Genomic DNA, 26,449 nt, shown 5'->3' on the forward strand with positions numbered 1-26,449 from the left:
TGCTCCCTTAATTCAAAAAAAATGAAAACAGTAAAAATATCTTTACTCTCAAAAGTGCTACTTTTGACTGTAACAGGCTTGTTTTTGGGTTCACTCTATTTTCCAATGTGGCAGATAGATTTAGATGCACCACAATATCCGGAAGGTTTAAATTTAAAACTGTATGCAAATAAAATTGGTGGTGATGTAGAAATAATTAATGGTCTAAACCATTACATTGGTATGGCTACTTTACATACCGAGAACTTTATAGAGTTTAAAATTCTGCCATACATTATTGCATTTTTTGGGCTATTTGCTTTAGCATCTGCTTTAATTGCCAAAAGAAAATTTGTAGTGGCATTATTTATCTCGTTTATACTTTTTACCATACTGGCAGGTGTTGATTTTTATCGATGGAATTATGAATACGGACACAATTTAGATCCTAATGCAGCGATTAAAGTACCCGGAATGTCTTATCAACCCCCATTAATTGGGTATAAACAATTATTAAATTTTGGTGCCTATTCGGTTCCAGACATTGGCGGATGGATGTTAATTGGTAGTGGTTTGTTAATTTTTATTGTGCTGACATTGGAATTCAAATGGTACAAAAGGTTTATGAAACCAAAAGCTGCCTTATTACTAATTCCTGTTTTTTTACTTGCAGCTTGTGGAAATAATGAGCCCAAACCAATTAAATTAAATGTAGATGCTTGTGAATTTTGTAAAATGCCCATTTCTGACGGAAAATTTGGTGCTGAGATTCAAACTCAAAAAGGACGTTATTATATGTTTGATGATATTTCCTGTTTAGTGAAATATTGTGAAGAAAATGAAACAACAAAAGTAAGTGGATATTTTGTGCATGATTACTCAAAAAACAATCAACTCATTGATGCCACAACTGCCTTTTATATTTCCGGAGGTGACATCAATAGTCCCATGCATGGCAACATTGCTGCATTTTCAACGCAAGCTGACGCTCTAAATTTTGGTGATAAACTAAAAGCAAAAGCAATTAAATGGAATGAAATTTTAAAATAAAAACTCTATTAATGCGACTACTTTTCATTTTCTTTCTTTGTACTTTTTCACTTCAAGCACAAAAACTTGAAGTTGGAGCGAATAAACCGTATAAAACCATCAAACAAGCTTTAAAAGCATCGAATAATGGAGATACCGTTTTGGTACATAAAGGTATTTATAAAGAAGGGAACATTCGTATAGATAAGAAAATTGTTTTTTTAGGAAAAGATTTCCCTGTTCTAGACGGACAGAAAAAAGTAGAAGTCCTATCGATTCATGCGGATAGTGTGATTGTAAAAGGATTTAGAGTAATTAATTCCGGATTTGCCGCATTAGAAGATCCCTGTGGAATAAAAGTGTATAATAAATCGTTTGTTGTTATTGAAGGAAATCAATTGGATGATAATTTCTTTGGAATTTACATCCAAAACGGAAGAAACTGTATTGTTAAAAACAACACGATTATTGCTTATGGTAAAGAAGAACAACAAATTGGTAACGGTATTCATGCATGGAAAAGCAATGATTTACAAATCATTGGAAACTCTATCAAAGGTCATCGTGACGGAATCTATTTTGAATTTGTTTATGATTCAGTCATTTGGCGAAATATCGCAACAAATAATATTCGTTACGGGTTACATTTTATGTTCTCCTCCAATGATTCCTACATCACTAATATTTTTAGAAACAATGGTGCTGGAGTAGCCGTCATGTTTTCAAAAGATGTGACCATGATAAATAATTACTTTGATGAAAATTGGGGAGCTTCTTCGTACGGCCTTTTATTAAAAGAAATTTCAGATAGTTATATCTATACCAATTATTTTAAAAACAACACTTCAGGTATTTACATGGAAGGAACCAACCGTATCAAAATTGAAAAAAATGTATTTGAAGGTAATGGTTGGGCCATGAAAATTCAAGCCAGTTGCATGGATAATGAAATTGTAAACAACAATTTTCAAGGCAATACTTTCGATATGGGAACCAATGGAAGTTTAGTTTTAAACACGTTTAACAATAATTATTGGGATAAATACGAAGGCTATGATATTAATAGAGATGGATTGGGCGATGTTCCCTATCATCCGCTCAGTTTATTTGCAGTTTTGGTAGAAAAAAATCCTTCGGCAATGTTACTGTTTCGTAGTTTCATGATTACGTTGTTAGACAAATCTGAAAAAGTGTTACCCAGCATCACACCCGATAATTTTGTAGATAATGCACCCCTGATGAAGCCTCTGAAATTATGATAGAAATTAAAAACTTAACTAAAAAATTCGGAAAGTTAAACGTGCTCAACGATGTTTCTCTTTCCTGCATAAAGGGCGAATGTATTGCTTTAATTGGTCCGAACGGTTGCGGAAAAACGACATTGATTAAAACGATTTTAGGAATGGTTTTACCGGATAGAGGCTCCATAAAATTCAATAAAAGAAGTATCGTTAAAGAATATTTATACCGTTCATCCATTGGTTATATGCCGCAAATAGGGCGTTATCCTGATACGATGACCATTGGCGGAGTTGTTGAAATGATTAAAGCCATTCGAAATACCAATCAAGAATTGGATGAAGAATTATGGCACAGTTTCGAGTTAGATAAAATGGCAGATAAGCAAATGCGAACGCTTTCCGGCGGAACCACCCAAAAAGTGAGTGCTACGTTGGCTTTTTTATTTAATCCTGAGGTGTTGATTTTAGACGAACCTACTGCGGGTTTAGATCCATTAGCTTCTGAAATTTTAAAAGAAAAAATTATCAAAGAGAAAGAAAAAGGAAAATTGATTTTAATTACCTCGCACTTGCTGAGTGAGTTAGACGATTTGGTCACCGAAATTATTTTTATGCAAGAAGGCAATATTCATTTCCATAAAAAGGTGGACGATTTGAAAACGGAAACCAATGAAACAAAAATTTCAAAAGCCATTGCAAGTATTCTAAAACAGAAAAAATGAACAGAATCATCAAAATAATATTAACCGACATCCTAAAAAACAAAATTGTTTTAGTCTATACCATTGTTTTAAGTCTTTTGTCTTGGAGTGCTTTTGGTTTAGAAGACAATAGTGCCAAAGGACTTTTAACGATTTTAAACGTTATTTTATTTACGGTTCCATTAGTGTCTATTTTATTCACCACCATCTATTTATACAACAGTTCCGAGTTTATCGAACTGCTTTTGAGTCAGCCCATTAAACGAAACAAAATCTGGCAAAGTTTATTTTTTGGTTTGAGTGCTTCGATGGTTTTGGCTTTTTTTATCGGAGCAGGAATTCCGTTGTTAATCAATGCCCCGAATGCTGTTGGATTGATGATGATTTTGATAGGTTGTTTAATTTCTGTAGTGTTCATTGCGTTGGCTTTTTTATGCTCCATTCTTACGCGTGACAAAGCAAAAGGAATTGGATTTGCCATCTTAACCTGGTTGTATTTTGCATTACTTTTTGATGGATTAGTATTGTTTTTATTGTTTCAATTATCCGAATATCCTATTGAAAAAGCAATGGTTGCCGTAACAGCGTTAAGTCCTATAGATTTAGCCCGAATTCAAATATTATTGCATTTAGATGTTTCAGCGATGATGGGTTATACCGGAGCTATTTTTAAAGATTTTTTCGGAACAACCGCCGGACTTTTTGCTTCGTTCGGATTATTAGTTCTTTGGGTAGTCATTCCGTTTTATTTATCCTTGCGAAAATTCATTCGAAAAGATTTGTAATAACCTAATTTAAAGTACGATGAGAAAAGATATACAAAACCGAAGTGATATCATCCGATTAGTAGATGCTTTTTATGATAAAATTAAAACCGATCAAGTAATAGGTTTTATATTTAATGATGTTGCCCAAGTGAATTGGGAAGATCATTTGCCTAAAATGTATGATTTTTGGGATAATGTTTTGTTTTTTACCGGAAACTTTGACGGAAATCCAATGCAAAAACATAAAGAATTGCACAACAAATGTCCGTTAACCCATGCTCATTTTAATCATTGGAATGAAGTTTTCAGACAAACGGTAGATGAACTTTTTGTAGGTGAAAAAGCCGAAGAAATTAAAGAAAGAGCCAAGAATATTTCAGATGTGATTATGTATAAGACCATAAATTTATAATTTTGTTTAAATGATATTTATCAGTTTTTATTTAATTATAGAATAGTTACTTTGCGGTAACTTTTAGGACTTATATTATGGGCAAACCAGAATTTCTCGATTTCTCGCAACCGAGAATCAAGCTATTGCACTATACTTGGATAGCATTTTTTATAACTTTTTATATTTGGTTTAACATGGCACCAATTGCTAGTACCATGTTAGAAAAGTTAAATTGGTTAACTCCGGATCACATAAAGATTCTTGCAATAGCTAACGTAGCATTGACTATTCCTGCTCGAATTGTGATTGGATCATTAATAGATCGGTTCGGACCTAGAAAGGTATTTAGTATTCTTTTGATGGTAATGACAATACCGATTTTATTTTTTGCATTTGGAACAAGTTTCATGCAATTGCTGATTGCCAGATTATTTTTAAGTTGCATTGGTGCAGGATTCGTAATTGGAATTCGTTTGGTTGCCGATTGGTTCCCACCCAATATGGTAGGTAGAGCCGAAGGTTTGTATGCAGGGTGGGGTAACTTTGGTTCTGCTTTTGCAGCAATGACTTTGCCTTGGATAGCTTTAGAGATTTTTAGTCAGTACGAAAATGGTTGGCGTTATGCGTTAGCATTAAATGCTTTAGTTTCATTTGTATATGGAATTATTTTTTATATTGTAGTAAGAGATACTCCAGAGGATAAAAAATTTCAAGGAATAAAGAAAACACAACCTTTGATAGCAACCTCTTGGAGTGATTTGATACAATTGATTATTTGGTCATTCCCATTAATGGGTGCCCTTGGGCTATTGGCCTGGCGGTTGAGTAATGTTCAAATTTCAAATGGGAGTACCGAAAAATTCTTAACCGAGGAATGGTTATATGCGATTTGGATAATTTTAGCTATCTTCTTCGTAATGCATATCATAAAGACACTTAAGATAAACATCCCATTGTTAAAGAAGGGCATAGCAATTGAAGATAGATATTCGTTTAGCAGTGTTGCAGCGTTAAATACTACCTATTTTGCTAATTTTGGAGCAGAACTTGCTGTAGTTTCTATGTTGCCTTTTTTCTTTCAGGAAACCTTTAGTATATCTCCAACTTTAGCAGGAATTGTTGCAGGCTCATTTGCATTTGTCAATTTATTTGCAAGACCTTTTGGCGGATGGTTATCAGACAAATTAGGTAATCGAAAACGTACAATGCTAATCTACATGATTGGAATAGCCTTAGGTTTTTTCTCTATGTCTTTTATAAACGCAACTTGGTCGCTATGGTTGGCAGTAGCAGTCACTATAATTTGTTCGCTTTTTGTTCAAGGTGCAGAAGGGGCCACTTTTGCAGTTATTCCTTTTGTCAATAAAAAAATGACTGGACAAATATCCGGAATGGCAGGTGCATACGGCAACGTAGGAGCAGTTGTCTATTTAGTTATTTTTTCGATGGTTGATGCTCAAACATTTTTTTATATCATTGCGGCAGGTGCTGCTGTTAGTTTTTTGTTTTGTTTCTTTTTTTTAAAAGAACCCAAAGGCTCTTTTGCAGAAGAATAATTGTTTTGTAAACTTAATTTTATATATATGAGTAGTTGGATAAAAAATTGGAATCCGGAAGATGAGATTTTCTGGGAATCTACAGGAAAAAGAATTGCCTGGAATACACTCACCATTACTACAATCAGTTTAGTAATGTCTTTTGCAACTTGGTTCCTTTTCAGTGTAGTGGTTATTAAATTGCCTGTTATTGGATTTAGTTTTACCAAAATGCAACTCTTCTGGTTAGCAGCCATGCCTGGTCTAGCTGGAGGTTTGTTTAGAATTTTGCACACTTTTTTAATACCAATGTTCGGTACCCGAATGGTTGTTACAGTAGCTACTCTAATTAAAATAATTCCTTTATTAATGCTTGGTTATGCTGTTGGCGATCCTAATTCAACATTTGGATATTTTATGGTGATTGCTTTTTTAATGGGTATGGGTGGAGGTGATTTCTCTTCTTTCATGCCTAGTACAAGTACTTTTTTTCCTAAAAGACTTATCGGAACTGCCTTGGGAATACAAGCGGGTATTGGTAACTTTGGAGTGAGTTTGGTACAGTTAATTTCTCCGATTTTACTCGGGGTGAGTATCGTTACCTTTTGGGGTGGAGGTCAAACTGTAGTAGATTCAGGTCAAGTCATTTATCTTCAAAATATAGCCTTCTTTTATGTAATTCCATTGTTTATCATGGGGATTATTTCTTGGATAAAACTTAGAAGCGTACCGGTGGTTGCTTCTTTCAAAGAACAATTAGATATTTTTGGTTCTAAGCATACATGGTATTGCACGTTGACTTATTTTATGACCTTTGGAACTTTTGCCGGTATGTCTGCAGCATTTCCATTGCTAATAAAAATTTTGTACGGCGAATTTCCTGAGGCACCGGACCCTCTGAAATATGCTTTCTATGGCCCTTTAATTGGTTCTGCTGTAAGAGTGGTTTTTGGAAAAATAGCAGATAAAACAGGAGGAGCAATATTAACACATATTACCGGAATAGCAATTGTTAGCTGTATTGCATTAATGATTTTTATGGGTGTGTTAACGCCTACTTCTATGGAACAATTTCCTTGGTTTGTTGGTTTAGTCATGGTCATCTTCTTTTTTACCGGTGTGGGTAATGCGGCAACTTTTAGACAGTTTCCCATTATTTTTTCTGATTCACCAAGAAAAGCTGCCGGAGTAATTGGTTGGACAGCCGCAATTGCTGCATTCGGCCCCTTTATTTATAATATTTTTATAGGTCAGTCTATCGAAATCACCGGAACAGCCATACCTTTCTTTGCTTTGATTGGAGTTATTTCAATTTGGGCAACCTGGATTAATTGGTCTTATTATACTCGAAAAGGTTGTGAAAGACCGAGTTAGGCTATTCTAAATGTAATTTGTATATTTAAACAAAAAATAATATGGTAACGATATTGAGAACTCTAAACGGTAAAGCGTTATTGGTTGCATTTGCAGTAACAGCTTTACTACTCGCACTCATTTTCTATGGTTCAAGAGATTTGCAAAATTTTGATGCGGCATTAATTACCTACTTATTCGGAACCATTTTTGCACTGTTCGGTGTGACATATCGTTATACTGTTTGGATACAACGACCTCCTACATGGATGTACTTTAAAAGAGGTTTTCAATTGTTTTTTAATGGAAGGATTTTATATCATTTTGGATTTTTTCTTAAAAAAAGCGTTGTAAATATTGGCCTTCAAAAATTTGTATACCCAAGAGGAAAATACCGTTGGTTGGCCCACTTTCTAATTGCTTTTGGATGTATGACTGCTTTTGCCATTACCTTGCCACTGACTTTTGGATGGATACACTTTACGCTAGCTCCGGGAGGTATTGATATCTATGAGGCTCATTTTTTTGGATTTACAGTCTTTAATTTTAAGTTAGGATCGTTGATTGCATTTATGACTTTCCACGCATTAAATTGGTCTTCGTATATGGTAATATTTGGATCTTTGTATTTCTTACGCAAGCGTTTAACACAACCCGGTCTAATTGCTACCCAAAACTTTGAAAGTGATTTGTTGCCGTTAATATTATTAATTATTATTTCAGTGACCGGGCTAGGGTTGACTTATTCCTACCAGTTTATGAAAGGTTTTGCTTTTGACTTTTTAGCTGTTTTGCATGCAATTTCGGTGATTATATTTTTAATATGGATTCCCTTTGGAAAGTTTTTCCACATCATACAAAGACCGGCTCAAATAGGTGCTCACATTTATAGAGAAGAAGGCATCAAACAAGGAATGGCTGTTTGTCCGCATACCGGCAATCAATTTGATACCCAAATGCACGTAAACGATTTGAAAGAAGTGACCAAAGAATTAGGTTTTAATTTTGATAAACCTGATGGTACGTCTCACTTAGATTTAAGTCCGGAAGGAAAAAGATCATTATTAGCAAAAGCCCACCTAGAAGCAAGGCTAAAAGGTGGAAATTTATTTGGATAAAATAAAAAATGTTATGGCAAAACTACCTGTTGAAGTAGAAAAAATTATTGAACAATTTGGACCTTCGTTGAACTATCCCCCAAAAGAAGGTTTTCCGGGAAGAGACGAACCCGATGAAGTAGTCAAAACACATTGCTGTTTTTGTGGCATGCAATGTGGAATTAAACTTTTGGTTAAAAATGATAAAGTGGTTGGCTTTGATCCTTGGATGGAATTTCCTTTTAATGAAGGTAGATTGTGTCCAAAAGGAGTTCAGCGATATTTACAAAATAATCATCCGGATCGATTAATGGATCCGATAAAAAGTATACCCGGAAAAGGTTTTGTTACTGTTTCTTGGGAAGATGCAATGTCTGAAACAGTTTCCGAAATCAAAAGAATTCAGAATACCTATGGCAATGATGCTTTTGCCATGCTTTCAGGGGTTTCTTTGACCAATGAAAAGAGTTATTTAGTTGGAAAGTTTGCTCGGGTAGCATTAAAAACTAAAAACCTCGATTATAACGGGCGTTTATGTATGGTAAGTGCAGGGGCTGGAAATAAAAAAGCGTTTGGATTAGACCGCGGCTCAAACAACTACTCAGACCTCGAAAAGGCAGAAGTAATCATAGTTGCTGGTGCCAATGTGAGTGAAACTTTTCCAACGTTGACGCATTGGATTTGGAAAGCCAGAGATAGAGGAGCCAAACTTATTGTAATAGACCCAAGAGTGATACCTTTAGCGAGAACAGCCGATTTGCATTTGGATGTTAGACCGGGTACCGATTCGGCATTATATGGTGCAATGTTAAATTACCTCGTGCAACACGATATGTTAGATCACGATTTTATTGATAATCATACCTCAGGCTTTGAGCAAACAATTGAATCAGTTAAAGACTATTCACTTGAGTGGGCAGAGGAAGTTACCGGTATTGATAAAGAAAAAATTAAATTAGCAGCAGAATGGTGGGGCAATGCCAACACCAGTTTTTTATTACATGCACGAGGAATTGAACACCATTCCAAAGGTGTAGATAATGTTTTAGGGTGTATTAATTTGGTTTTAGCTACCGGAAGAATTGGTAAACCTTATTGCGGATATGCAACCATAACCGGTCAAGGAAATGGGCAAGGCGGAAGAGAACATGGTCATAAGTGCGATCAGCTTCCTGGAAACAGAGATATTGAAAACCCGGAACATCGAAAATATATTGCAGATGTTTGGGGAATCAAAGAAGAAGAGATGCCCGGTAAGGGACTTTCTGCCTACGAAATAATTGAAGCCATACATCGCGGGGAAATCAAAGGGTTGATATCGATATGTTTTAATCCTTTAGTATCATTGCCTAATAGTAATTACGTACGCGAAGCTCTAGAAAAACTGGAATATTACGTCTGTATTGACTTCTTTTTAAATGAAACTGCCAGACATGCTAATATCGTCTTACCGGGTTCGTTGCAAGAGGAAGAAGAAGGAACCACTACTTCAGCAGAAGGGAGAGTAATTAAAATTAATAAAGCAGTTAACCCTCCAGGAAACGCTCGAACAGATACTTCCATCATTCTCGAGTTAGCAGAAAGATTAGGTGTAAAAGATAAATTTACCTATGAGAATAGTGAAGCTATTTTTAATGAATTAAGAGTTGCATCCAAAGGAGGTACCGCAGATTATTATGGTATTACGTATAAGCGAATAGTTGATGAAATGGGTGTGTTTTGGCCATGTCCAACTGAAGGACATCCCGGAACGCCTCGACTATGGGAAGATCGTAAATTTAAAACGCCCGATGGGAAAGCACATTTTAATGCGGTTCCTTATAAACTTCCCGGAGAAATTACAGATGAAGAATATCCTGTAATCCTAACTACAGGTAGAGTGGTTTCACAATACCTTAGTGGTACGCAAACCAGAAGAATAGGAAAACTAGTTAATCAATACCCAGAACCATTGTTGGAAATTCATCCGGATATGGCTTCCAAATTTGGTATTAAACAAAGAGAATTGGTAAAAGTTTCTACCCGTCGGGGAGAAGCAATATTTCCGGCAAACATCGTAGACACGATCAGAACAGATACCGTTTTTATTCCCTACCATTGGCCTGGAAAAAAATCAGCAAACCAATTAACTCCTGGAACCTTAGATCCAATCTCTAAAATTCCGGAATTTAAAGTGTCAGCATGTAAATTAGAACCATTAGGAGAAATAGCTCCGGCTTCAGAAATGGTTAAAGCATATCAAAGTACCTAAAAAAAATACTATGAGTATAGAAAATATGTATAATCCTAACTTAGAGTTTTTTGTAGACATGCAACGTTGTATCGGATGTAAAGCCTGTGAAATGGCGTGTGCTGAATGCGAAACCAACGGTCACGAATCCATGATTCACGTAAATTATGTGGATCGTGCAACGACAATTCAAACCACGGTACAAGTTTGTATGCATTGTGAAGACCCGGTTTGTGCCAATGTCTGTCCTGCTGACGCCATTTCTAAGGACGAATTTGGAATTGTTCATACAGCAAACACTGAACGTTGTATTGGTTGTTCCAATTGTGTACAAGCTTGTCCGTTTGGAGTCCCTAAAAAAGTGGAAGAATATGATTTGATGATGAAATGCACCATGTGTTATGACAGAACCAGTATCGGAAAAAAACCGATGTGTGCAACGGTATGTCCAAGTGGAGCTTTGTTTTTTGGCACCCGCGAAGAGATTGCAGAGATGAGACCTAACAGCACACCGGTAAACACCTTTATTTTCGGAGAAGAAATTGTCAATACTAAAGTGAACATCATGATGCCAAAAGGCAGCAACGAATTACGAATTTATTAGAATAAAACTATGAGTCAGAAAAATAATCAAGAAGAAGAAAATTGGAAACAAGATTTTCCTTATCACAAGCAAAATGCCGCTTTAGTAGGTAGACGTGAATTTGCCAAAATGCTGACACTCGTTTCAGGTGGTTTGGCCTTTGGTTGCGGATTAGTGGCTGCAAAAGCTAATTTTTTCCCGAAGAGTCCGGTTGAAGGCGAACATTTTATTTGTACTGTTGAAGACATTCCCTTGGGAGGAACCAAATCGTTTGTCATTGAAGGAAGTACCATACCTTATATTCTTATTCATTTGGAAGACGGGTCTTTCAAAGCTTACGAACAAAAATGCACCCATTTGTCTTGTTCCGTTTATTACCAACCGGGTTCCGGACAAATTATTTGCCCTTGTCATAATGGTTTTTTTGATGCCAACAACGGTTCCGTAATTGCAGGGCCGCCACCTCGTAAATTGCCTCATTTAGAGGTGATTGTAAGAAATAATGAGATATTTGTAACGGGTCCTGAGGCGAATACTTCGGTATAAATACAAACACTATGAGTAATTTTAGAACCAATCAGAATAATGCCAATACAAACAAACTTAATGTAATATTATCCACAGTTATTGTTATCTTGGTTATGAACGTTGGATTACAAATTTGGCTACTTTACACGGCTCTTAACTATACATTGGACAATGATCAAAATGTCGCAACCATTGCATTTTATGCCTCTGTTGTCATCTTTTTAATTTGTCTTGGATTATTATACTATATTCCAATGGGCAAAAAAACTAAAACAGCCAAAAGAAGTGCTATACGATAAATTTCAACGAAAACATGATTATTTGAGGGTTTCATTGACAGATAGTTGCAACTTCCGTTGTTTATACTGTATGCCCAATGAAGACATCACTTTTATGCCCCAACGTCATTTGATGCAAAGAGAAGAGATTTTTGAAATAGCAAAAACATTCAGCAGTTTAGGTGTTACTAAAATACGATTAACCGGAGGCGAACCCTTGGTTAGAAAAGACGCCCAAAATATTATTAAGGACTTGTCTGGTTTACCTGTTGAACTCACGCTTACAACTAATGGCTTTTTGGTACATCAATTTATTCAAACGTTTAAAGATTCCGGTATAAAATCGCTCAATGTTAGCTTAGACACGATGTGTCCAAAAAAATTCCATGAACTCACCAAAAGAAATTCTTTTAATCAGGTTTGGGAAAATATTTTGTTATTGATTAAACATAAATTTTCGGTCAAGCTAAACGTAGTTGTTATGAAGGGTGTAAATCAAGATGAGGTTGTGAATTTCGTCCAACTTACTCAAAAATTACCCCTGCATGTGCGATTCATCGAATTTATGCCTTTCGATAAAAACCAATGGAACTCTCTAAAAGTAGTTCCATTTGACGTAATGCTTCAACAAATTTCATCTCAGTTTGATGTGGTTAAACTTAAAGATAAAAAACACGATACAGCAAAAAAGTTTAAAGTGATTGGTTTCGAAGGGACTTTTGCTTTCATTACTACCATGAGCCAACCTTTTTGTAGTGATTGTAACAGAATGCGACTGACTGCTGATGGTAAAATGAAAAATTGCCTTTTTGGCAAAGACGAATTAGATTTACTTACAACATTGAGAAGTAGTGCACCCATTGAACCCATTATTCGTAAAGCGTTATTCTTAAAACACCAAGCTTTAGGTGGACAAATGCAAGGTGATTTTACTAAGCTAAATCCTGAATTAATCGATAATAGAAGTATGATCAAAATAGGTGGCTGATGGATTTTATAACAGTTCAAAAGGCATTTGAAATTCTTGAAAAACAAATACCTCTTCCCACAGTACAAACGTTGCCGCTTTTAGCTGCAAAAGACGCTTTTGTAGCTTCAAATATTTTTGCTCCCATCGCTGTGCCTCCTTTTACAAATGCAGCAATGGACGGTTATGCTATTCGTTGGAGTGATTGGCATGAAAACAAAACCATCATATGTTCTGGCATAGTTAAAGCTGGCGACACCCAATGTTATCAGTTATCTCCGGGTGAAGCTTACAAGATATTTACCGGTGCACCAATACCAGAAGGGGCAGATACAGTTGTGATGAAAGAATGGATTTTGAGTGATGACAATCAGATGAAATTCCTGGATAAACCCATTCAAAAAGGGGATCACATTCGGACTTTGGGCTCTCAAACCCAAAAAAATACTTTAATTTTAAATAAAGGAACCAAAATAAGTAGTGGTATAATTTCATTTCTATCAACATTTGGAATAACAAATCTCGATGTATATAGAAAACCAAAAGTAAGCTTGGTTATTACCGGAGATGAATTAATTGCTCCTGGAGAAACACTAAAGTTTGGACAGATTTATGAGTCAAATGGTATTACATTAACTACACTGTTAGACGATTTAGGAATAGAAATTGTGAAATTGTTTTATACCAAAGACACCTTCAGTGCCACTTCAGAGAGCATCAAGGCAGCACTTGAATGTTCTGATGTAGTGTTAATAACCGGTGGGATTTCCGTAGGAGATTTCGATTTTGTGCAAGCATCACTTCAGTCTATTGGAATAAATAAATTGTTTTATAAAGTTCAACAAAAACCGGGTAAACCTATTTTTTTTGGAAGCAAAATTTCACAATATGTTTTTGCTTTGCCAGGAAATCCAGCGGCGGTTTTTAGTTGCTTTCATACTTATGTAAAACCATTTCTAAGGAAATATATGCAACCTGAAGGGGATTTTATAACCTTCAAAAAAGGATCTTTGTTAACTCCTTATCAAAAGAAACAAGGGCTTACTCATTGGGTTAAGGCCTATCAAGAGCAGAACAAACTTTACTTTTTACAAGGACAAGAAAGTTATCGAATGGATGCTTTTTCAAGAGCAAATGCTTTGGTTTGCTTACCGGATTTTATGGAACAATGTTCAGAAGGTATTGAGCTTAATTACATTGACTTTTAACCATGGAAGTGTATTGGTTGTTGTTATTTTTTTTGGTCGCATTTCTATATGCAGGAATTGGACATGGTGGTGCAAGTGGTTATATTGCTGTGATGACACTAATGGCGATGTTGCCTTTAGAGATTAGAACCAATGCTCTTTTGCTAAATATAGTAGTGGCATCTGTAGCTTTTTTAAATTTCAGAAGAAAAATAAAGCCTGATCTATCATTACTTATGCCCTTATTTTTAGGCTCAGTTCCCATGGCATTTTTGGGAGGAAGTATCAGCATGCCATCAATAGCATTTAAATGGCTTTTAGCAACCGTACTATTGATTCCGATTGTGCGATTTATAAGAAATGACAACATAAAAATCCATGAAATCAAAGTGACTTCCTTTTGGATTTTATGGTTTACCGGAGCTGTGATTGGTTTTATTTCAGGATTAATAGGAATAGGGGGAGGAATTCTTTTAACCCCGGTTTTGCTCTGGTTTTCATGGTCAAACGTAAAACAAGCAGCCATACTAAGTGCCTTGTTTATAGTTGTAAATTCTATTTCAGGGTTAATTGGGTTGTGGAAAAATCAAATTTATATTCCCGATAGTTTTTTGAATATACTTGGAGTAACTTTGGTAGGTGGATTTTTAGGGTCGTATTTTGGAGCCAATCGTTTTAATGAATCTTTACTAAAAAAGATTTTAGCATTGGTACTTTTAATTGCTGTAATAAAACTGATATGGACATAACTTTTTATATTACCGTAGCAGGAAATAGTTCGCGTATGAAATACGACAAAGCAAATCTAGTTTTGGGAGAATATACATTCTTAGAACGGATAACGCATGCTATTAAAAAGTTAGGGTATAGCCCCATTCTGGTTACAAAAGAGAGTGAAAACACAAAATATGGGCTACAGTCTATTTCGGACAATAACCCACAAATAGGACCATTGGGAGGCCTTTATCAGTCATTGAAACATGCTCCAACTTCCTATGTGTGTTATTTGTCATGTGATATTCCTCTGTTTCCGACTCAGGTGCTACAATCACTTGCGAATCATGCAAAAGGACCATGTACTGTTGTGAGTTTTAAAGAGCGTTTGTATCCTCTAATTGGTATTTATCATAAGTGTATTTTACCAGTGATTACAAATCAAATTCAAAATGGAAATTACAAAATGATGGATTTTTTAGAGAAAATAAATATACAAATCTATTCCGTAGATGCGTGGATTGATGACGAAATTTTACTAAATTGCAACAAGCCTGAAGATTTAGAAAAATTGAAAGCTTACTTTATTAAAGCGAACAAATCTCCGGACTAAATTAAAATGAACCTTAAATGTTCTCCACCAACCATATTTGAAGAATTAAATTTGGTCAAGAAAACCAACATAATAAACAATATTTTATGACTATTTTACTTTTTGGAATTTTATCAGAATACATTGACAAGGATCAAGTTCCATGGGATTCATTTCAAACTATTGGAGATATGGAGGTTTTTTTGAGGAATCAATTTCCTTTGTTAAAGGATATTCCCATTCAATTTGCAGTAAACCATCAAATGGCTTCTGCTAATTTTGTAGTAGAGGATGTAAAAGAATTGGCTTTGATGCCACCATTTTCAGGAGGATAAAATGGAACGTTACCAAAGACATATCGCATTGGCAGGTTTTGGCAACAAAGGTCAAGAAACAATAAAAAATACCTCTGTTTTAATTATAGGTGCGGGGGGGTTAGGAGTGCCCGTAATGCAACAATTAACTGCTTGCGGTATAGGTACCATTGGAATTATGGATGGCGATACAATAGAAATCTCCAACTTGCCACGTCAAGTGTTGTATACAGAACAAGATGTGGGAAAAGCTAAGGTAGCAGTAGCGGCACAAAGACTCCTATTGATGAATTCCGAAGTCAATATTATTAAATACCCTTTTTTCCTAAATGCCGAGAAGGCACTGGAACTATTTAAGTCCTACGATATAATTGTAGATGCAACCGATCGTTTTGATGCCCGTTATTTAATTAATGATGCGTGTGTATTGTTCAATAAACCTTGGGTATATGGTGCTGTTTTTCAATGGGAAGGACAATGGGCTGTTTGGAACTTTTCTGTTAATGATGCAGAAAAAACAACCTACAGAGACTTGTTTCCTATACCGCCAAAAGCCAATTTAATTCCTGATTGTAATGCTCAGGGAGTATTTGCAACAGTACCACAAATCGTTGGGTATTTTATGGCCAATGAATTGATAAAAATGGTGCTTTACCCAAAAGAATTAAAGTCAAACAGTTTGATGTATTTTCATTTTTTGAAAAACAGTTTTCAGAGTTTAGGTATAGTACCAAGAAGTGAAACAATCAAAACACCTTTGACCGCAAAGGATATTTTAGATTTTGATTATAGCTATTATTGTGGCTACAAAACCGAAAAAGATAAAGAAGGAATTTTAACTATATTGGATAAAGACACATTGATTGTAGATGTACGAAATAAAGAAGAAGTACCAAGACTTCCATTAAAATGCCTCGAAATTCCTTTACATCAATTACCGGATCGAATACAAGAATTAACCGCCAATAAAATTCTGTTTGTGTGTCAAACAGGAAAAAGAAGTAAGGTTGCTTACGAGATCTATAAGACATTGCTTCCTCAATCAATAGTGGATTATTATCCATACAATATTGAACTATTTATTAAAAATCACCATCATGCATAAAAAAAAGAAAGTTTTTATAAACGGAGCTATCACTCCTGATTTTATCGCTCAATCCATTGCACATCATAGTGTAAAAACGAATATTGGTGCACATTCTATTTTTTTAGGACAAGTTAGAGCCGATGAAGTTGACTCCAATCAAGTAACTGCAATTGAGTATACAACACATGAAACTATGGCCGAAGAGAAGTTATTTCAAATCAGAGAACAAGCTTTCGTACAATTCGACTTAACATGCTTGCATATTTACCATAGTTTGGGAGAAGTTAAGGCTGGAGAAATTTGTTTGTTTGTGTTCACTTCTTCAAAACACAGAAAAATAGCCATAGATGCCTGTGAATATCTTGTAGAAAGAATCAAAAAGGAAGTACCCATATGGGGCAAAGAACTTTTTTCAGATAGCAATCACCAATGGAAAACTAATCTAAACTAATCATGGTCGATATTACACACAAAAATAGTACGCTTAGAAAAGCTGTTGCCCAAGCCATAGTTAAAGTAAGTAGTCAGGAAACAATTGATAAGATTATTCAAAAGCAAATTCCAAAAGGAGATGTATTTGAAATGGCTAAAACAGCGGGTTTGTTTGCTGCTAAAAAAACCAGCGACGTTATACCTGATTGTCATCCATTACCGATTGAATATACTAAAATCAGCTTTGAAATTAACGGACTAGACATTATAATTCAAACCGAAATTCATACAATTTATAAAACGGGTGTTGAGGTAGAAGCGATGTATGCCTCATCCGTTGTAGCCATCACAATGTATGATATGTTAAAGCCTGTTGATAAATCTATAGAAGTTTCAACTATTAAGTTAATTCAAAAAACTGGTGGTAAAACGGATTATCAAAAAATAGCTTCGCAGGTAAAGATTGGGGTAATTGTTTGCTCAGACAGTATTTCTGCCGGAGAAAAAACGGATCGCTCAGGAAAAATCATCATGGAGAAAATGAAAGCGTTTGAGGCTGAAATTGTTGATTATAAAGTCATCCCTGATGACATTCAACAAATTCAAGAGAATATAAATGCTATGGAATCTGAAGGATGCAATTTAATTTTAATCACCGGTGGCACTGGTCTTTCTCCGAAAGATGTAACTCCAGAAGCCATAAAACCTCTGTTAGATAAAGAAATACCGGGAATTGTTGAAGCAATTAGAAACTATGGACAACAAAGAACACCATATTCCATGTTATCACGAAGTGTGGCAGGTTTTAAAAATGATATGCTTGTCATAGCCCTCCCAGGTTCAACCAATGGTGTCTCAGAATCAATTGATGCCGTTTTTCCTGCATTGTTTCATGTTTTTAGAGTAAGGAATTTTTTTAAACATAATGAGGATTGATAATTGTCATGTAGTTTGTAATTAATTGTAGATACTTTTACCCAGTATTTTAAATAATTAAACTATGAATAAACATTCTTCAGTTCTATGTATTTACCTCTTTTTTTCTTATTTTGTTTTAAATGCTCAAAATGAAGAAAAAGGAAAATTTGAAATAAATGGTCAAATTTTACAAAGAGCAGAATATCGACACGGACATATAGACCCCCTTAAAGAACAGCAAGAGGCTGCCAATTTTATCACTCAAAGAGCTAGATTGCAGGCTCAATTTTCTTTTGAAAATTTAACAATGTTTATGTCGGTTCAAGATGTTCGCACCTGGGGTGATAGTCCACAGGTAAAACTTAGCGATAACAATTTATCATTACATGAAGCTTGGGCTCATTATAAACTTGATGATAACTGGTCAATCAAAGTAGGGCGTCAGGAATTGAATTATGATAATGCTCGTTTTTTGGGAAATCTCGATTGGTTTATGCAAGCTAGAGCACACGATTTTGCAATGATTCGATATGAAAAAGGAAACAGAAAATTATATATTGGTGGGGGCTATAATCAAAATGGAGGTAATCTACCTGTAGCAGAGGCTCCGTTTATAGTTCCTAATCAATACAAAAGTGCTCAAATGCTTCGCTATGAAAACAAGAGTGAAAACTGGTATTATTCCTTTTTAGCATGGAATGAATCCCGGCAAAATGCTCAATTGGAAGGAAATCCTCATTTTGATAATCTCACGCTTGGTTTGCCAACCTTGAAATATACTTTTGGAAAAAACCAACTCTCAGGTTTTGCATATTATCAAACAGGAAAAGATTTTGTTGGTAAGTTGTTATCGGGTTATGATGTAAGTGCACAATATCAGCGTTCATTTTTTCATGATGAAACTACCGGAAAGCGTTTTCGAATGATTGCCGGATTTGAATTCTTGAGTGGTACTGATACCAACGAAACCGAGAAGAACTTTTCATTTAATCCGTTATATGGAACCAACCATTTATTTAACGGCTACATGGATGTGTTTTATGTGGCCAATCGTCATATCAATTCCGTGGGGTTAAACGATTATTATCTAAAGGGTAGATATGAGTTTTCCAAAAAGTTCTTTATACAGTTAGATTATCATTATTTTCAAGCCAATGCATATGTCAATAATGGTTTAGAAAACTTGGGTTCAGGTTTGGGTTCAGAAATCGACTTAAGTATTGGCTTTATAGTCAGTCCCGCTTTTTCAATTCAAGGAGGATATAGCCACTTGTTTCAAACAGACACTTATGAATTTATTAAAGGAGGAGATTTGAATTCTACACAAAACTGGGCTTATATCATGTTGATTTTCAGACCAAATACGACGCAAAAATTTATAGGAATTTTATTTTAAAATTCATTTATCATTTTGCTTATGATTTTGGTCATAATCCATTCGTAATATACATTGTAATATTGTATCATAAATATAAATGATACATTATGAATACTTTATCACACGAAATGACCATTGGAGAAATGGTAGCCCAAGATTACAGAGCCGCATCCGTTTTTGGAAAACATGGTATTGATTTTTGTTGTAAGGGACACAGAACCTTATCTGAAGTTTGTGAGCGAAAAGGTTTCTCTGTTCAAGAAATTGAAAGCGAATTAGAAGAAGTTATTCAAAATTCAAATGACCAATCAATTGATTTCAAATCATGGTCACCTTCCTTATTAATCGAATATATTGTTGAAAAACATCATTCGTATGTAGAAGAAAAAATACCTATATTACTTCAGTTTTTAGATAAATTATGCAAAGTGCATGGCGAACGTCATCCGGAACTTTTTGAAATTAATTCTTTATTCAAATTAAGTGCAGGTGATTTAGCTCAACACATGAAAAAAGAGGAATTGATTCTTTTTCCTTTCATCCAAAAAATGGTGAAAGCACAAAAAGACAATCAACCCATCCAAGAACCTCATTTTGGAACGGTTGAAAATCCGATTGCAATGATGAAAGACGAACATACAGTTGAAGGTGATCGTTTTGCAACGATTGCAACCTTAACTGATGGATTTACTCCACCCGCAGATGCTTGTACAACGTATAGAGTAACCTATCAAATGCTGAAAGAGTTTGAGCAAGATTTACACAAACACATTCATCTGGAAAATAATATTTTGTTTCCAAAAGCGATTCGGTTACAAGCAGATTTTGAGTAACTTAAATTAAATAGAAATACCACTTTACTAACTCTTAGAACTGGAATGGGCTGCTTTTTTAAGGCAGTCTTTTCCAATTTATAAAATACAAAAGATGAAAACATTATTTAAATTTTTAGTGATCCTATTTTTTATAGGATTGTATTCTTGTCAACAAAAGGAAAATAACAATGAAGCAGTTGTTGAAACAGCAATGGAACAAGAGGACGATTTTCAATTTCCTACAGTTTCACTAAACGAAGGTCAATTATGGGAAGCCAATGCTGAAACAACCCAAGGCATTAAAAATATGCAACAATTAATTACAGATTACTCAACTGAAAGTGGAAATTCTGAAGAATTAATTTCAAATTTAAAAGCTGAGTTTTCCATGATTTTTAAAAAGTGTACCATGACCGGTGAAGCCCATGAGCAATTGCACAATTATTTAATTCCATTAAAAACTAAAATTGATGGTCTTTCTGAAGGTGTTACTGTTGAAAAAACAGAAGATTTTAAAACGTATTTAGAAGAATATTTCAATTATTTTCAATAATCAATACGAGTTGAATTTTTTGATATTAATTTTTTAATATTGCATTAAAAAAGTAGCTATGTTTTCAAAATCATGTGAATATGCCATTAAAGCAGCCATTTTTATTGCCAATAATTCTTTATTGGATAAGAAAGTTGGTTTTGTTGACATTGCCAAAGAGATTGATTCTCCCGAAGCTTTTACCGCAAAAATTCTTCAAAAGCTAACCAAAGAGGGTGTTATTCAATCGGTAAGAGGAGTCAATGGCGGTTTTTATATTCCTACAAAATTAATTTCAAAAGTAAAATTAGCTCACATTGTTCATTCCATTGATGGTGATGCTGTTTTCAAAGGTTGCGGATTAGGCATGGAAAAATGCAATGCAAATCATCCTTGTCCGTTGCACGAAAAATTTATGTCCATTCGAAATAACTTACGACAAATGCTCGAATCTACTAATTTAGAAGAATTAGCATTTGGTTTAAAATCGGGTGAAACTTTTTTAAAGACAAAAAGTTAAACAAGTACTTCTTTTTCCTTTTTTAGTTCTGATTCAAACTGATTTAGTTCTTGGAAAATTTTACTTTTTAAATCTGCAAAATAGTGATTGTTCTCGAAAAGTGTTTTATAATACGAAATGCCTTCTAATAGGTTGGACTTAAATTGATTTACTTTTTTTAGTTGTTGTGAAGTAGCTTCTTCAAATACATTAATTTCTTTTTTGAAATAATTTAGATATAGCGACAATTCTTTGATAAAAAAGTGTGGTCTATTTACTGTAACTAATTCGTTTGTTTTTCCGTAAATATGTTGAACCATTTGAAATAATGAAACTTCTTTGTTAAAATACGCTAAGTTAGGTCCGGGACAAATAACAACTCCTTGCGACTGACCTTTGATAGGAATGTCCATTTCTAAATAACTTGAATTGGCTAAACCAACACATAGACATGATTTTTCAGTAATTTGCTTGAATTCTTTTATAAATTGCTCTGCTGAAATTTCATTTTTACGTTCATTCAACAAATCTAATTTGATGTCTTGGTATTTTTTAGAAGCGGTGCAACTTCCGGTAGGATCATATTCTTTACTCAAGGCCAAAAACTTTTTAGGACACGAACTACCTGCTTTTTCAGCTTCAATTCTTTGGTTTTTATAAAAATCATTCGTAGTTCCTTTAATTGTGTTAAAAGGTACACCAAGAGGTGAAATGTTACTGAGATAAAAATCGTTTTCCTTTGCTTTCACTAATAAATCCCTTGTTTCCTGATCAACCGAAGTAGCTTCTGGAACTAATAAAAAGGGTGACCCCCAACCTACAGAATCTACTTGATAATAATCCAATAAAAATTGATGCTCTTCAGCAGTTCCAACTCCTCCTTGAACAGTAATTTTTAAGGGTAGAGGTTGTTCCGGAACTACTTTTTCTTTTGCAACTAAAGCCTTGTTGAGTAAATCAGAGGTAGATTGGATTAATTCTGATTTCTTTTGTTTGAACTCTTCCAAAATCGGACCTAATAGTAATCCATCAGTTGCAAAAGCGTGTCCGCCACAATTTAGTCCTGATTCGATTCGATATTCCGATACCCAAATGCCTTTTTTTGCTAATATACTACCTTGGATTAAAGCTGAACGATAATCACTTACTTTTAAAATAATTTTCTTTTTTAGTAAACCTTCAGCTGTTGGATAGAAAACGTCAAACTGTTCCATATAACTGAATAATCGCGGATTCATTCCTGCCGAAAAAACCAGTGAAGATTCTACAGTAGAATTTACAAACCCACGCAAAGCCGCATGTGCATCATTAAATTCGACAGGCAATTGTTCATTTCCATCAAAATTATCTTTGTCGAGTTTAGTCATGATATTGACGTCAATACTACCCGGAAAGAAATTCTTTTCCAAGAAGGTTTTGAGCTGTGTTGGACAAGAAATACCTTCGGATAAAAAAGTATCTAATTTGGTTTTTAATTCAGATTTTGTTGGCAACATTGCGATGAAATGTTCCAAACTTGTTTTGCTGTGGGCTAATTCTGTTTTGTATAGTTCAAATTTTTCTTTCACAACCGTATCTACCAAATTTAAATAGGATGTAATTCTTTTAGCTCGATAATCCTGTATTTTTTTTGTTATTTCCTGATAAGGGATTTGAAATTTTTCAGCATAAAACGCATTCATTTTTTCAATTAATTCATCGTCAGCAATGGAAATAACTGAATCGATACCGTATTGAGCCACTCGAATGGGACTGTCAATGGTAAATGCTAATCCCATAACAGGAATATGAAACGTATGAGTAGGAAGTTGAGTTGTCATTAAATGATGTTTTTAGTATAAAGTCACAAAGATGCTTTTTGTAGTAGGAGCAAAATATGATTTTAATCATGTTCATTCATATTTAACAAAACTATAATTTGTATTTATAAAAAAAAAGCGTGAGTACGACACATCACGCTTTTTTGAATTAATAATTAAATAAGAAAAATAAGTATATTATTTGGGTAATAAAACGTCTCCAATTACATGAATAATTCCATTGGCAGTTGGAATACTGGCGACAATTTCTGATCCATTAACAAATGTTTTATCTCCATCTTTGGTGATTTTAACTTTACCACCAAAGACCATATCAAATTCTTGACCGTCTTGCATATATTCTGTTTTTAAAGAACCAACGTAAGTATGATACCCCAAGATATTTTCCAAATCTCCTTTTTTATCCGGTTTTAATAAACCCTCTACTGTTCCTTCAGGAAGTTTATCAAAAGCAGCATTGGTTGGAGCAAAGACCGTAAAAGGACCGGCATTGCTTAAAGAAGTAACTAAACCGGCAGCTTTAACTGCTGTAACCAATGTAGTATGGTCTTTACTTCCTGAAGCCACCTGAACAATATTCGGATTAGAGGTTTCATCTACGACTCCTTCTTGTCCTACACTTAAGTCTACTCCATTTTCTGGAGCAGTAGATTGAGGAGTTTCACTGTTCTCTTTACAACTTAATACCAGCATAGACCCGGTAATAAAGAGAAGTTGAATTGTTTTTTTCATAATTAAGTTTCTTTAAAATTTCTGAATCAAAGTTCACATATTTAACAAAGAAATTTTATGAGTGAAATCATAAGAATGTACTTTTTTTAGACTTTTTTTCTATTAAAGTACACCATTCCGAAAATTCCAGTAAAAAGAATAATTGATACTATAAATAGCAACTCATTAGCATAAGGAATAAGCACATATTTAATGGAAAAGATTCCTTGAAGAACTAAAATCAACTCGTTTAAAAATATGCCTACAATAAAAAGTATTAAAAAAAATACTGTTTTTGAAGTTCTATAAACCAAATCGTTGGTATATAGATAGGCTAACAAAAATCCGCTGATGATTGCTAATAAAACTAAATGAAGATAGGCAATCACAATAGGTCTGAATCCAAAAGCTAATTTGCTGATAGCCGGAAAAACAGAACCCAATTGTAATACTAATTTCAGTGTTACGCAAAAGGCAATTCCAATAAAGAGAATTTTTAAAAATCCAGCGATGCGAGGGTTTAATTTAAAAATTGTAAATGATAATTTTACTAATTTAAACCATGCAATCAATTGAATTATAGCAGAAATTACTGCGAGTGCGTAAACCCAAGCCGGTAGTTTTAACCATAAAACCGATAACAAATAGGCAGGAATACAACTCCAGGCAAATAATTGAAAAACTGTTTTGTTTTCTTTTGTATTCTCTAAATCAGCAGGAATTAAACTGACAAATAATCCGGTGCAAGCAAACCAAAACCAACCGTTGTATTGAAAATGCAGATAGAAGTAAATAGACGATAAATATAAATCTTGTGGCACATTTTTAGTAGCCATCATATATGCCAAAGCAAAAGTCCCAATAGATGAAAGAACTCCAAAAAACAATGCGACCAAAAACCATTTTTTGGTCAGTGAACTTGACGGAATTTCTTTAGAATCTTTGTAAAACAAAATGGCAAACCAAACAAAAACAAAAATACTCAAGGTTGAAAAGAGAATGGAAATAAAACCATACCCTTGTATGATGAAACTAATCAACATTATATAGGCTCCAATTATATTAATCCGGAATAAAATATTGTATTTTGAAATTATTGATTCTGAAGTATAAAGAGATAAATAGCGAACCATCAACACCATTAACAATTGGGTAACCCATCCGGCAAATGCAAAATGTGAATGAGCATGTTGAATATTTTTTTGGGCAAGAAAGGGCAATTCAAAAGCAATTTTATAACGCATTAAAACACCCAAAAAAGCAACAACAAATAAACTAAATAATGATATTTTAATCCAATGTGTTAAGTTTAGTTTTTTCATTAAAAATATAATTTATGTTTTTCGATGCTCACTTTTTTAGATTTGTTCATCTCTGAAAGAGTTCTTATGACCGTTTCAACTCTCAATCCGGTAAAATCTGCAATTTCTTGTCGAGTATACGGTATAAATACTTTTTCAGTAGAACTTAATTTATTTTGCTTTTTATAATTTTCTAAAAAACATTTAATCCGATGTTCTGGATTTTGATTAATGATTTGTTTAAATGTTATGGTTTTATTATAAATGCGTTGTGCCAATAATTCTAAGAACGAGAGTTTTACTGAAGGATAATCTTCTAAAATTCGCATTAATTTTTCTTTTGATAATTTTATAATTACACTATCGTGTAATGCAATTGCTGTAGTTGGATAAACTTCATTAATAAATAAAGGAGGTTCACCAAAACTATTTCCTTTTCCAAATGTACCTTGCGTAAACTCTTTGCCTTCTTCATTTGAATTGTACATTCTTACTGCACCTTCGATTATTTGATAATAGAATAAAGCTCTATCATCTTCATAAAAAATAATATCATTTTTTTTATATTTTTTTGCAACAGCTCCCCAAGTGAAAAGTAAATCTAAATCGATTTGCATGACAAGTTTAATTAGAGATACAAAGGTCTTTAATTGTGGTTTTATAAATTATGACATTTATCATAATAAAAATATATGAATAACCCGTTGGGTGTAATTATTTTATTCAAGTTTATTTTGGTTTTTTTACCACGAATTCTCGAATTATAAATTAATCAAAAGCAATAATTTGTTCATCTTCGATGAAAATTCGAATTAAATCGAATAATCAATGCAAAAAATTAGTGAATTAGTGGCAAAATTATTTCCAAAATTTAATTACACCCAACGGGTTATGAATAGAAAATAAAAACCGGAATCAAGACTTAAATATAGCAAAAATATTTTAAACCGTTAGGTGAAACTATTGTCAAGAATATAGCTAAACGAACGAAAGCTCCCACCCCCTAGTTTTTCAAGATATTGGGTACCATAGGCCTTGCCTTATTGGACATTAGTGGTTCTGTTTTGGCTGCACCGGTTGCCTTGCCGGCAGCAGTTGTCACCGCAGCCGGATATATTGCCGTAACCGGAGGAGTTATGTCAGCAGTAAGTCAGGTAACTGTTGAGGATTTTGCCAAAAAAGAAGCTGATGAAGAAGGTCAGCTCCAAGGAGGCGAACCTGATGGCTAGTTTCGACAATACACTTTCGTTGAAAGTGGGAACTGCCGGCGGAACCTTATTGAGTATCGTACCCAATATTACTTCAGTTGATATCTTCCGGACAATAATTTTGGCTTGTGTTGGTGCAATTGTTAGTTTTTTTGTAACCTTGTTGCTCAAATGGTTGACAAAATCTAAAGAATAATAGTTCGGTTTTGATTGGTATCCTTTTCCGAATTGTAGGAAAGCTCACTTGCCCCCTTAACTT

At 34.2% G+C, this 26,449-nt stretch carries 30 protein-coding genes; 26 read left to right on the plus strand and 4 right to left on the minus strand.

Annotation, left to right across the window (positions count from 1 at the left end):
* Nucleotides 1-21: 21 nt before the first annotated feature.
* The 24 genes from H601_RS0102240 to H601_RS0102355 all read left to right on the plus strand — a co-directional run bounded on the left by H601_RS0102240 (nucleotide 22) and on the right by H601_RS0102355 (nucleotide 21,171).
* Nucleotides 22-1,029 carry a nitrous oxide reductase accessory protein NosL gene (locus H601_RS0102240; RefSeq protein WP_026709998.1) on the plus strand — a complete coding sequence of 336 codons (1,008 nt, stop codon included), beginning with the start codon at nucleotides 22-24 and terminating at the stop codon, nucleotides 1,027-1,029.
* Between the two features lie 11 nt (nucleotides 1,030-1,040).
* Nucleotides 1,041-2,267 carry a nitrous oxide reductase family maturation protein NosD gene (locus H601_RS0102245; RefSeq protein ID WP_026709999.1) on the plus strand — a complete coding sequence of 409 codons (1,227 nt, stop codon included), beginning with the start codon at nucleotides 1,041-1,043 and terminating at the stop codon, nucleotides 2,265-2,267.
* A complete protein-coding gene (locus tag H601_RS0102250; protein ID WP_026710000.1) occupies nucleotides 2,264-2,971 on the plus strand; it encodes an ABC transporter ATP-binding protein in 708 nt (235 codons plus the stop codon). Before H601_RS0102245 ends, H601_RS0102250 begins: the two co-directional genes overlap by 4 nt.
* Nucleotides 2,968-3,735 (plus strand): ABC transporter permease subunit, encoded by a 768-nt coding sequence (locus tag H601_RS0102255; protein ID WP_026710001.1) that lies wholly within the window; start codon nucleotides 2,968-2,970, stop codon nucleotides 3,733-3,735. Before H601_RS0102250 ends, H601_RS0102255 begins: the two co-directional genes overlap by 4 nt.
* A gap of 19 nt (nucleotides 3,736-3,754) precedes the next feature.
* Nucleotides 3,755-4,129, plus strand: a complete 375-nt coding sequence (locus H601_RS0102260) for a group III truncated hemoglobin (RefSeq protein WP_026710002.1) — start codon at nucleotides 3,755-3,757, stop codon at nucleotides 4,127-4,129.
* Nucleotides 4,130-4,206: 77 nt separating this feature from the next.
* A complete protein-coding gene (locus H601_RS0102265) occupies nucleotides 4,207-5,667 on the plus strand; it encodes an MFS transporter (RefSeq protein WP_026710003.1) in 1,461 nt (486 codons plus the stop codon).
* A 27-nt stretch (nucleotides 5,668-5,694) separates the two neighbouring features.
* Nucleotides 5,695-7,020, plus strand: a complete 1,326-nt coding sequence (locus H601_RS0102270) for an MFS transporter (RefSeq protein ID WP_026710004.1) — start codon at nucleotides 5,695-5,697, stop codon at nucleotides 7,018-7,020.
* 41 nt (nucleotides 7,021-7,061) lie between these two features.
* Nucleotides 7,062-8,117, plus strand: a complete 1,056-nt coding sequence (locus H601_RS0102275; protein WP_026710005.1) for a hypothetical protein — start codon at nucleotides 7,062-7,064, stop codon at nucleotides 8,115-8,117.
* Nucleotides 8,118-8,130: 13 nt separating this feature from the next.
* On the plus strand, nucleotides 8,131-10,347 hold the full coding sequence (locus H601_RS0102280; protein WP_026710006.1) for a molybdopterin oxidoreductase family protein: 2,217 nt from the start codon (nucleotides 8,131-8,133) through the stop codon (nucleotides 10,345-10,347).
* Nucleotides 10,348-10,357: 10 nt separating this feature from the next.
* Complete coding sequence (locus H601_RS0102285; RefSeq protein WP_026710007.1) at nucleotides 10,358-10,930, plus strand: 4Fe-4S dicluster domain-containing protein; 573 nt, start codon at nucleotides 10,358-10,360, stop codon at nucleotides 10,928-10,930.
* 9 nt (nucleotides 10,931-10,939) lie between these two features.
* Entirely contained in the window at nucleotides 10,940-11,455 is a 516-nt protein-coding gene (locus H601_RS0102290; protein ID WP_026710008.1) for a Rieske (2Fe-2S) protein, read from the plus strand.
* 11 nt (nucleotides 11,456-11,466) lie between these two features.
* Entirely contained in the window at nucleotides 11,467-11,736 is a 270-nt protein-coding gene (locus tag H601_RS0102295) for a DUF6755 family protein (protein ID WP_026710009.1), read from the plus strand.
* A gap of 22 nt (nucleotides 11,737-11,758) precedes the next feature.
* Nucleotides 11,759-12,703: a GTP 3',8-cyclase MoaA gene (moaA, locus tag H601_RS0102300; protein WP_245571599.1), complete on the plus strand. Its 945-nt coding sequence runs from the start codon at nucleotides 11,759-11,761 to the stop codon at nucleotides 12,701-12,703.
* Nucleotides 12,703-13,890 carry a molybdopterin molybdotransferase MoeA gene (locus H601_RS0102305; RefSeq protein ID WP_035655382.1) on the plus strand — a complete coding sequence of 396 codons (1,188 nt, stop codon included), beginning with the start codon at nucleotides 12,703-12,705 and terminating at the stop codon, nucleotides 13,888-13,890. Before moaA ends, H601_RS0102305 begins: the two co-directional genes overlap by 1 nt.
* 2 nt (nucleotides 13,891-13,892) lie before the next feature.
* Nucleotides 13,893-14,618: a sulfite exporter TauE/SafE family protein gene (locus H601_RS0102310; RefSeq protein WP_026710012.1), complete on the plus strand. Its 726-nt coding sequence runs from the start codon at nucleotides 13,893-13,895 to the stop codon at nucleotides 14,616-14,618.
* Nucleotides 14,609-15,196: a molybdenum cofactor guanylyltransferase gene (gene mobA, locus H601_RS0102315; protein WP_026710013.1), complete on the plus strand. Its 588-nt coding sequence runs from the start codon at nucleotides 14,609-14,611 to the stop codon at nucleotides 15,194-15,196. The genes H601_RS0102310 and mobA overlap by 10 nt, the downstream gene beginning before the upstream one ends.
* Before the next feature lie 86 nt (nucleotides 15,197-15,282).
* On the plus strand, nucleotides 15,283-15,510 hold the full coding sequence (locus tag H601_RS15075) for a MoaD/ThiS family protein (RefSeq protein WP_035655384.1): 228 nt from the start codon (nucleotides 15,283-15,285) through the stop codon (nucleotides 15,508-15,510).
* Nucleotide 15,511: 1 nt separating this feature from the next.
* Nucleotides 15,512-16,594: a HesA/MoeB/ThiF family protein gene (locus tag H601_RS15080; RefSeq protein ID WP_035655386.1), complete on the plus strand. Its 1,083-nt coding sequence runs from the start codon at nucleotides 15,512-15,514 to the stop codon at nucleotides 16,592-16,594.
* Nucleotides 16,587-17,027, plus strand: coding sequence for a molybdenum cofactor biosynthesis protein MoaE (locus tag H601_RS0102330; RefSeq protein WP_026710014.1), 441 nt, complete (start codon nucleotides 16,587-16,589; stop codon nucleotides 17,025-17,027). The genes H601_RS15080 and H601_RS0102330 overlap by 8 nt, the downstream gene beginning before the upstream one ends.
* 2 nt (nucleotides 17,028-17,029) lie before the next feature.
* Nucleotides 17,030-17,944: a bifunctional molybdenum cofactor biosynthesis protein MoaC/MoaB gene (gene moaCB / locus H601_RS0102335; RefSeq protein WP_026710015.1), complete on the plus strand. Its 915-nt coding sequence runs from the start codon at nucleotides 17,030-17,032 to the stop codon at nucleotides 17,942-17,944.
* A 64-nt stretch (nucleotides 17,945-18,008) separates the two neighbouring features.
* The gene (locus tag H601_RS0102340; RefSeq protein ID WP_026710016.1) at nucleotides 18,009-19,322 is read left to right on the plus strand and encodes an alginate export family protein; all 1,314 of its coding nucleotides are present in this window, start codon (nucleotides 18,009-18,011) and stop codon (nucleotides 19,320-19,322) included.
* Between the two features lie 89 nt (nucleotides 19,323-19,411).
* On the plus strand, nucleotides 19,412-20,137 hold the full coding sequence (ric, locus tag H601_RS0102345; protein ID WP_026710017.1) for an iron-sulfur cluster repair di-iron protein: 726 nt from the start codon (nucleotides 19,412-19,414) through the stop codon (nucleotides 20,135-20,137).
* Between the two features lie 94 nt (nucleotides 20,138-20,231).
* Nucleotides 20,232-20,672 (plus strand): hypothetical protein, encoded by a 441-nt coding sequence (locus H601_RS15985; protein ID WP_051220632.1) that lies wholly within the window; start codon nucleotides 20,232-20,234, stop codon nucleotides 20,670-20,672.
* A gap of 58 nt (nucleotides 20,673-20,730) precedes the next feature.
* Nucleotides 20,731-21,171: an RrF2 family transcriptional regulator gene (locus H601_RS0102355; RefSeq protein WP_026710018.1), complete on the plus strand. Its 441-nt coding sequence runs from the start codon at nucleotides 20,731-20,733 to the stop codon at nucleotides 21,169-21,171.
* Here the strand turns inward: H601_RS0102355 and H601_RS0102360 are convergent.
* The 4 genes from H601_RS0102360 to H601_RS0102375 all read right to left on the minus strand — a co-directional run bounded on the left by H601_RS0102360 (nucleotide 21,168) and on the right by H601_RS0102375 (nucleotide 25,599).
* Complete coding sequence (locus H601_RS0102360) at nucleotides 21,168-22,970, minus strand: hypothetical protein (protein WP_026710019.1); 1,803 nt, start codon at nucleotides 22,968-22,970, stop codon at nucleotides 21,168-21,170. The two genes, H601_RS0102355 and H601_RS0102360, sit on opposite strands and share 4 nt — an antisense overlap.
* Before the next feature lie 177 nt (nucleotides 22,971-23,147).
* Entirely contained in the window at nucleotides 23,148-23,702 is a 555-nt protein-coding gene (locus H601_RS0102365; protein ID WP_026710020.1) for a fasciclin domain-containing protein, read from the minus strand.
* An 86-nt stretch (nucleotides 23,703-23,788) separates the two neighbouring features.
* The gene (locus tag H601_RS15090) at nucleotides 23,789-25,003 is read right to left on the minus strand and encodes a hypothetical protein (protein WP_051220633.1); all 1,215 of its coding nucleotides are present in this window, start codon (nucleotides 25,001-25,003) and stop codon (nucleotides 23,789-23,791) included.
* Nucleotides 25,003-25,599 (minus strand): Crp/Fnr family transcriptional regulator, encoded by a 597-nt coding sequence (locus H601_RS0102375; protein ID WP_026710021.1) that lies wholly within the window; start codon nucleotides 25,597-25,599, stop codon nucleotides 25,003-25,005. Before H601_RS0102375 ends, H601_RS15090 begins: the two co-directional genes overlap by 1 nt.
* A 402-nt stretch (nucleotides 25,600-26,001) precedes the next feature.
* Between H601_RS0102375 and H601_RS15095 the strand changes: the two genes are divergently transcribed.
* Both H601_RS15095 and H601_RS0102385 read left to right on the plus strand, forming a co-directional pair.
* Nucleotides 26,002-26,211 carry a hypothetical protein gene (locus H601_RS15095; protein ID WP_245571600.1) on the plus strand — a complete coding sequence of 70 codons (210 nt, stop codon included), beginning with the start codon at nucleotides 26,002-26,004 and terminating at the stop codon, nucleotides 26,209-26,211.
* The gene (locus H601_RS0102385) at nucleotides 26,171-26,386 is read left to right on the plus strand and encodes a hypothetical protein (protein WP_342663340.1); all 216 of its coding nucleotides are present in this window, start codon (nucleotides 26,171-26,173) and stop codon (nucleotides 26,384-26,386) included. Before H601_RS15095 ends, H601_RS0102385 begins: the two co-directional genes overlap by 41 nt.
* Nucleotides 26,387-26,449: the final 63 nt, after the last annotated feature.

It is taken from the genome of Flavobacterium filum DSM 17961 (assembly GCF_000425465.1).
Classification (GTDB): Bacteria; Bacteroidota; Bacteroidia; order Flavobacteriales; family Flavobacteriaceae; genus Flavobacterium; species Flavobacterium filum.

What these genes read in the sequence shown, in the direction of transcription:
- H601_RS0102340 (WP_026710016.1), top strand. Translation starts at nt 18,009, where the DNA reads ATGAATAAACATTCTTCAGTTCTATGTATTTACCTCTTTTTTTCTTAT.
- H601_RS0102270 (WP_026710004.1), top strand. Translation starts at nt 5,695, where the DNA reads ATGAGTAGTTGGATAAAAAATTGGAATCCGGAAGATGAGATTTTCTGG.
- H601_RS0102260 (WP_026710002.1), top strand. Translation starts at nt 3,755, where the DNA reads ATGAGAAAAGATATACAAAACCGAAGTGATATCATCCGATTAGTAGAT.
- H601_RS0102240 (WP_026709998.1), top strand. Translation starts at nt 22, where the DNA reads ATGAAAACAGTAAAAATATCTTTACTCTCAAAAGTGCTACTTTTGACT.
- H601_RS0102285 (WP_026710007.1), top strand. Translation starts at nt 10,358, where the DNA reads ATGAGTATAGAAAATATGTATAATCCTAACTTAGAGTTTTTTGTAGAC.
- H601_RS15090 (WP_051220633.1), bottom strand. Translation starts at nt 25,003, where the DNA reads ATGAAAAAACTAAACTTAACACATTGGATTAAAATATCATTATTTAGT.
- H601_RS0102305 (WP_035655382.1), top strand. Translation starts at nt 12,703, where the DNA reads ATGGATTTTATAACAGTTCAAAAGGCATTTGAAATTCTTGAAAAACAA.
- H601_RS0102360 (WP_026710019.1), bottom strand. Translation starts at nt 22,970, where the DNA reads ATGACAACTCAACTTCCTACTCATACGTTTCATATTCCTGTTATGGGA.
- mobA (WP_026710013.1), top strand. Translation starts at nt 14,609, where the DNA reads ATGGACATAACTTTTTATATTACCGTAGCAGGAAATAGTTCGCGTATG.
- H601_RS0102310 (WP_026710012.1), top strand. Translation starts at nt 13,893, where the DNA reads ATGGAAGTGTATTGGTTGTTGTTATTTTTTTTGGTCGCATTTCTATAT.
- H601_RS0102290 (WP_026710008.1), top strand. Translation starts at nt 10,940, where the DNA reads ATGAGTCAGAAAAATAATCAAGAAGAAGAAAATTGGAAACAAGATTTT.
- H601_RS0102330 (WP_026710014.1), top strand. Translation starts at nt 16,587, where the DNA reads ATGCATAAAAAAAAGAAAGTTTTTATAAACGGAGCTATCACTCCTGAT.
- ric (WP_026710017.1), top strand. Translation starts at nt 19,412, where the DNA reads ATGAATACTTTATCACACGAAATGACCATTGGAGAAATGGTAGCCCAA.
- H601_RS0102385 (WP_342663340.1), top strand. Translation starts at nt 26,171, where the DNA reads ATGAAGAAGGTCAGCTCCAAGGAGGCGAACCTGATGGCTAGTTTCGAC.
- H601_RS0102375 (WP_026710021.1), bottom strand. Translation starts at nt 25,599, where the DNA reads ATGCAAATCGATTTAGATTTACTTTTCACTTGGGGAGCTGTTGCAAAA.
- H601_RS15075 (WP_035655384.1), top strand. Translation starts at nt 15,283, where the DNA reads ATGACTATTTTACTTTTTGGAATTTTATCAGAATACATTGACAAGGAT.
- H601_RS0102355 (WP_026710018.1), top strand. Translation starts at nt 20,731, where the DNA reads ATGTTTTCAAAATCATGTGAATATGCCATTAAAGCAGCCATTTTTATT.
- H601_RS0102275 (WP_026710005.1), top strand. Translation starts at nt 7,062, where the DNA reads ATGGTAACGATATTGAGAACTCTAAACGGTAAAGCGTTATTGGTTGCA.
- H601_RS15985 (WP_051220632.1), top strand. Translation starts at nt 20,232, where the DNA reads ATGAAAACATTATTTAAATTTTTAGTGATCCTATTTTTTATAGGATTG.
- H601_RS15080 (WP_035655386.1), top strand. Translation starts at nt 15,512, where the DNA reads ATGGAACGTTACCAAAGACATATCGCATTGGCAGGTTTTGGCAACAAA.
- H601_RS0102295 (WP_026710009.1), top strand. Translation starts at nt 11,467, where the DNA reads ATGAGTAATTTTAGAACCAATCAGAATAATGCCAATACAAACAAACTT.
- H601_RS0102365 (WP_026710020.1), bottom strand. Translation starts at nt 23,702, where the DNA reads ATGAAAAAAACAATTCAACTTCTCTTTATTACCGGGTCTATGCTGGTA.
- moaCB (WP_026710015.1), top strand. Translation starts at nt 17,030, where the DNA reads ATGGTCGATATTACACACAAAAATAGTACGCTTAGAAAAGCTGTTGCC.
- H601_RS0102250 (WP_026710000.1), top strand. Translation starts at nt 2,264, where the DNA reads ATGATAGAAATTAAAAACTTAACTAAAAAATTCGGAAAGTTAAACGTG.
- H601_RS0102280 (WP_026710006.1), top strand. Translation starts at nt 8,131, where the DNA reads ATGGCAAAACTACCTGTTGAAGTAGAAAAAATTATTGAACAATTTGGA.
- H601_RS0102265 (WP_026710003.1), top strand. Translation starts at nt 4,207, where the DNA reads ATGGGCAAACCAGAATTTCTCGATTTCTCGCAACCGAGAATCAAGCTA.
- H601_RS0102245 (WP_026709999.1), top strand. Translation starts at nt 1,041, where the DNA reads ATGCGACTACTTTTCATTTTCTTTCTTTGTACTTTTTCACTTCAAGCA.
- H601_RS0102255 (WP_026710001.1), top strand. Translation starts at nt 2,968, where the DNA reads ATGAACAGAATCATCAAAATAATATTAACCGACATCCTAAAAAACAAA.